Origin of the sequence: Halomonas sp., assembly GCF_031581305.1 — a bacterium.
Taxonomy (GTDB): Bacteria; Pseudomonadota; Gammaproteobacteria; order Pseudomonadales; family Halomonadaceae; genus Halomonas.
Genome location: NZ_JAVLBC010000220.1, coordinates 1 through 4,841 on the forward strand (window position 1 = coordinate 1; position 4,841 = coordinate 4,841).

6 protein-coding genes and 1 pseudogene are annotated in these 4,841 nt (G+C 63.6%); 3 read left to right on the forward strand and 4 right to left on the reverse strand.

Going from position 1 to position 4,841, the window contains the following annotated elements; all coding sequences use genetic code 11:
* From RI841_RS14390 to RI841_RS14400, 3 genes and pseudogenes are all read left to right on the forward strand, one after another.
* Positions 1-109: pseudogene (locus RI841_RS14390) on the forward strand (flagellar motor protein MotB); the annotation flags it as partial.
* The gene (locus tag RI841_RS14395; RefSeq protein ID WP_310706326.1) at positions 110-340 is read left to right on the forward strand and encodes an EAL domain-containing protein; all 231 of its coding nucleotides are present in this window, start codon (positions 110-112) and stop codon (positions 338-340) included.
* A gap of 291 nt (positions 341-631) precedes the next feature.
* Positions 632-2,239 carry a ribonuclease J gene (locus RI841_RS14400; RefSeq protein ID WP_310706327.1) on the forward strand — a complete coding sequence of 536 codons (1,608 nt, stop codon included), beginning with the start codon at positions 632-634 and terminating at the stop codon, positions 2,237-2,239.
* A gap of 136 nt (positions 2,240-2,375) precedes the next feature.
* Here the strand turns inward: RI841_RS14400 and RI841_RS14405 are convergent, their stop codons facing one another.
* From RI841_RS14405 to RI841_RS14420, 4 genes are all read right to left on the reverse strand, one after another.
* The gene (locus tag RI841_RS14405) at positions 2,376-2,666 is read right to left on the reverse strand and encodes a hypothetical protein (RefSeq protein WP_310706322.1); all 291 of its coding nucleotides are present in this window, start codon (positions 2,664-2,666) and stop codon (positions 2,376-2,378) included.
* A 259-nt stretch (positions 2,667-2,925) separates the two neighbouring features.
* A complete protein-coding gene (moaA, locus tag RI841_RS14410; protein ID WP_310706323.1) occupies positions 2,926-3,918 on the reverse strand; it encodes a GTP 3',8-cyclase MoaA in 993 nt (330 codons plus the stop codon).
* On the reverse strand, positions 3,915-4,370 hold the full coding sequence (moaE, locus tag RI841_RS14415; protein WP_310706324.1) for a molybdopterin synthase catalytic subunit MoaE: 456 nt from the start codon (positions 4,368-4,370) through the stop codon (positions 3,915-3,917). Before moaE ends, moaA begins: the two co-directional genes overlap by 4 nt.
* Positions 4,371-4,373: 3 nt before the next feature.
* Positions 4,374-4,841 (reverse strand): MoaD/ThiS family protein (locus tag RI841_RS14420; protein WP_310706325.1); only part of this gene is annotated, 468 nt, incomplete at its 5' end.

The window sequence follows — 4,841 nt, forward strand, 5'->3', positions numbered from 1 at the left end:
TCTGCGGGCCATCGGCTATGCCGATACACAACCTCTGGAGAGCAACGACACGAGACGGGGGCGTGCAGCCAATCGTCGAGTCGAGCTATTGCTGACCCGGGATATTTGAATATATCAAGACAGCAGCAAGGCACGGATCCGCGCGGTAAAGGGCCTTGGAGACGAGCTGGGCATGCTGCTGATCGCGCAGGGTGTCGAAACCCGCAGCGAGGCCACATGGCTGGCAAGCATGGGTATCATACGACATCAGGGATATTACCACGCGCGGCCTGCCATCGAGTCCCTGGGTGGGGATCTCGGGCCCATGCTGGTTGACCTGAGGGAAACAGCCAAAACGTAGAGCACCAGTTCAGGGACTGGAACACCCAGCAAGAAGGGGTCGGGTCGCCAAAGGATTCCCGTACGAGAGATTTCCTGCGCCAGGTACTGTCGATACAGGTATCGCTGCACGGCCCAAGCGGAGCCGAATGCCTGAGGGCCGCGTTGTGGGGCCCACCGGGCATCCCGTATAGTGATCCTATACTTTCTCAGGCCCACACCCCCACAGATGTCACAGCCACGCGCCCAGATCCGTCCTCGCCGCCGCCCTCCCCTGCATTTCCTGCCACTGGGCGGCTGTGGCGAGATCGGCATGAATCTCAGTCTCTATGGTTATGGGGAGAGGGGCCACGAGGAAGACTGGATCGCCGTGGACTGCGGCATGATGATCCGCCAGGACCTCCCGGACAATCCGCTCCAGGTGCCGGATCTCTCCACGCTGGAGACGCTGTCGATTCGTCCGCGGGCACTGATCATCACCCACGGCCATGAAGATCATATCGGCGCCGCCGCCTGGCTGTGGCCGAAGTGGGGCTGCCCGATCTACGCCACCCCACTGGCTGCCGGCCTGCTACGCGCCAAGTTCGTCGAACGCGGGCTGGCCACCGAGTCCATCCGGGTCGTCGAACCCGGCGAAGCACTGGAGGCCGGTCCCTTTACCCTGCGCTACCTGCCGCTGACTCACTCGATTCCCGAGAGCTGCGCGCTGCTGATCGCGGCCGGCGATCATCGGGTACTGCATACCGGCGACTGGAAGCTCGATCCCGAGCCGCTGATCGGGCCGCCGATTTCGGCGCCCACCTTCCGTGCCATCGCGCCCGTGGACCTGGTGGTGGGAGACTCCACCAATGCGCCGATCCCGGGCCACTCACGCAGCGAGGGCGAGGTGGCCGAGGCACTGGCCCACACCATCGCCCGCTGCGAGGGACGCGTGGTGGTGAGCTGCTTCGCCAGCAACCTGGCACGGGTGCTGACCATCGGTCGCGCTGCCGAGCGCTGCGGGCGCCGAGTCAGCCTGATGGGACGCTCCATGGAACGCATGGTGGGGGTGGCCCGGGGGCTTGGCTACATGGACGACCTGCCCCCCCTGGTGCCGGTGACCGACCTCGGCTATCTCCCGCCGGAAGAGGTGCTGGTGATCGCCACCGGCAGCCAGGGCGAACCGCGGGCCGCACTGTCACGTCTCGCCAGAGGCCGCCACCCCCATTTCGAGCTGATGGCCGGCGACACGGTGATCTTCTCCGCGAAGGCCATCCCCGGCAACGAGCGGCTGATCGACCGCCTGAAACGCGGACTCAAACACTTCAGCGTGACCATTCTCGACGACGATAACCATCCCGAGTTGCACGCCTCGGGCCACCCGGCCCAGGACGAACTGCGCACCTTCTACGGCTGGGTAAAGCCCCGCCACCTGCTGCCGGTGCATGGCGAGCCCCGCCATCAGCAGGCCCACCAGGCCCTGGCCGAGGAACTCGGCATCCAGGCCCCCGTGGCCCCGATGAACGGTGACCTGATCCGCCTGGATGCCAAGGGACTTGCCCTGGAGTCGCGCCATCCTCAACAACCGCATATCGTCAGCCAGGATGCGGTCTCCGCCCTGCCCGGCCTGGGCAGCGGCGACGGGATAAACCGCTCACGCCATGGCAGTCTCTACCTCGCCATTTCGGTAGCCGCTACCGACACCGGCTGGACCCGCATCGGCCGGCTGATGCTCGACACCAGCCAGACAAGCCCCATGGACGAGACCGCCTTCGCAGACTGGCTGGATGACTGCCTCGAGGAGATCCAGGTGGATTCCCTGGCGGAATTACGCCTCGCCCTGCAGCCCAGGCTCCTCGGCTGGCTCGCCGATCACCTGCATCGAGTGCCCGAAGTGCACCTGCAGATCCTCGCGGTAGAAGCGGAGACGCTGGGAAAGTAACACGCGTTTTTTCGATGTGGGAGCGATCCTCAGATCACGATGAACAAGACAGGAATCGCCCAGCAAGTCAAGGAAAGAGCCCCGCTCTCACCGTACCTCTACTACAGCTACTACAGCAAGAGCGGGATGACATGCCTCAGGCCTTGCTCGCGTTCTTCGGTGGACGACCGCGCTTGCGCTTGGGTTGTTCGGTCACCAGATCATCCAGAGAGAGGCCCGCTTCGTTAATCTGCTCACGGATCTCGGCGAGCTTTCTGGCTTTCTCGGCTTCTTCTTCCTGACGCTGGACTTCCTCGTCCTTCTTCTGCTCGATCACTTCACCGATAACATCGGCCAGCTTGTGGAGCTGTTCCATGCTCAGCTGACGTGCCGCGGCACGAGCCACGTTCTTGTTGCGGGCGATGCGCTCCAGGGTTTCGCTGGACATTGGCGGTCTCCATGCCGAAAGTTGGACGTTGCGTCGTGTAACGACACGTCAAAAGTATATGCACTCGCGTGACATTGGCAAGAAAAGTCGCGGGAAAAAGCGCCAGAAAGAAAGGAAAAATTGCCAGACCCTGAGTCAGGCAACCGAACGGGATTCGCGAAATATCGGCAGGATTTCCCCTGCCATCAAGAAAACGGGCGACATGGTGATGTCGCCCCTTGTGTCATGATGCCGGCCAGCGCCCGACCGTCTTGAGGGTTCAGCCGCCGGTCATGTTCATAAAGCGCACCACCTGGACATCGCCATCGGTGGTAAAGTGATGACGCTCGGGCTTGAGCGGCATGGCGCGCACAATGGCCTGCTTGAGCGCCTCCATATCACCGGGATGGCGGCGCAGCACGGCACGCAGATCCACGGAATGCTCGTTGCCAAGGCACAACAGCAGGCGCCCTTCCACCGTGACGCGAACCCGGTTGCAGGTGTCGCAGAAGTTGTGGCTGTGGGGCGAGATGAAGCCGACCCGGGACTCGCTGTCAGGCATCATGAAGTAGCGCGACGGGCCGAGGGTCGATTCAGTGGTGGGGATCAGTTCGTGGCGGGTCTCGATGCGCGCCTGGACCTCGTCGCTGGAGCAGAAGGTCTCGGCCCGAGAATGGTCCGACACGTCGCCCAGCGGCATCTCCTCGATGAAGCTGATATCCAGCCCCTCGTCTCGCGCGAAATCGACGAGGTCGAGCACCTCGTCGTCGTTGCGCCCCTTGAGAATCACAGCGTTGAGCTTGATGCGCTCGAAGCCGGCGTCACGCGCGGCGTGAATACCGTCGATGACCTTGTGCAGGTCGCCGGTGCGAGTGAGCCGGCGAAAGCGCTCGGGATCCAGGGAGTCGAGGCTGATGTTGAGACGCTCAAGCCCCGCTTCACGCAGGCGAGAGGCGAATTTGGGCAGGCTCGCACCATTGGTGGTCATGGCGAAATCCCTGAGCCCCGGCAGCGCCCCGATATCATCGACAAGGCGGTCGATATCACGCCGCACCAGAGGCTCGCCACCGGTCAGGCGTATCTTCTCCACGCCCATCTCGGTGAAGGCCCGGGCGACCATCGCCAGCTCCTCCAGGGTCAGCACCTGGGCACGCGGCAGGAAGGTCATCTCCTCGCTCATGCAGTAGACGCAGCGAAAATCACAGCGATCGGTCACCGAGATGCGCACGTAGCGCACTCGCCTGCCGAAGTCGTCGATCAACTCATCGGTCATGAAGACATCTCCCAGCGACGGGCATCATGATAATCTCCGTCGCGCTCCGAAACCCAGTAGTTCCCGCTGGCGGTGTGCTCCTTCTTCCAGAAAGGGGCGCGGGTCTTGAGGTAATCCATGATGAAGTCGCAGGCCTCGAAGGCGGCGCGTCGATGGGCACTGGCGACCACTACCAACACGATAGGGTCTGCAGGGGCGAGGCGTCCAATCCGGTGGATCACGGTCACACCCTGCAGTGGCCATCGGGACTCGGCCTGCTCGACGATCTCGCCAAGGGCCCCCTCGGTCATGCCCGGGTAGTGTTCCAGGGTCAGCGCCTGGACCTCGGGACGCTCGTTGAAGTCACGCACCAGACCGGTGAAGCTCACCACCGCCCCAATATCGCTTCGCCCTTCGAGCAAGGCGCACTGTTCGGCGCCGGCATCAAAGACGCTTTCCTGCACGCGAATCATCGTTCAACCTCCGGTCACCGGGGGAAAGAAGGCAACCTCGTCGTTATCGGTCAGCGGCGTGGCATCCCCGGCCATCACCTGATTGACGGCACACAGGACGCGCCCCTGGTCGAGCCCTTCGAAGCGCGGATCCAGCGCCTTGAGGGCCGTCTTGAGGCCAGCCACGTCGGAACTCGCCAGACGCTCGACCGGCACGGAAACCTCACCGACCCCGAGGCGCTCGCGCAGTTCAGCCAGGCACTTGACGCGGATGCAGGGGGCGTCGATGTCGCAGCGCTGTCCCAACGAAACCTCGCCGGAAGCCCCCTCGCCGGTGACGATCGGCGAGGGGGCGGACTCGATAAGGGAAGGCGCCACCGCTCGCTCCCCATGAGCCTCTTCGCGCCGATAGTCGCCGGACTTGCCACCGGTCTTGGCGTCGAGATGGATAGCACCGATCTCCATGCCCTTGTCCACGGCCTTGCACATGTC